This window comes from Gemella haemolysans, from assembly GCF_028308085.1.
Lineage (GTDB): Bacteria > Bacillota > Bacilli > Staphylococcales > Gemellaceae > Gemella > Gemella haemolysans_D.
The window spans coordinates 1-224 of record NZ_JAQMFS010000085.1; the positions used below are offsets into that span (position 1 = coordinate 1).

General features: G+C 32.6%; 1 rRNA gene. It reads left to right on the forward strand.

Features of this window, described 5'->3' with window-relative positions:
- Window positions 1-68, forward strand: a 16S ribosomal RNA gene (locus PNO30_RS06910); the annotation flags it as partial.
- Between the last annotated feature and the right edge of the window lie 156 nt (window positions 69-224).

Sequence of the window (224 nt, forward strand, 5' to 3'; positions counted from 1 at the left end):
GACAGATGATTGGGGTGAAGTCGTAACAAGGTAGCCGTATCGGAAGGTGCGGCTGGATCACCTCCTTTCTAAGGATAAGGAATACGTTGATAATTTGTTTAGTTTTGAGTGTTCAAGTAATACTCAAGCACAATGAAAACTGAATATATATATTAGATCAAAAATAATTTTCTATAAATTAAAAACAGATTTACAAAACCGAGAAAAAAGTAAGTAAGTTGTAA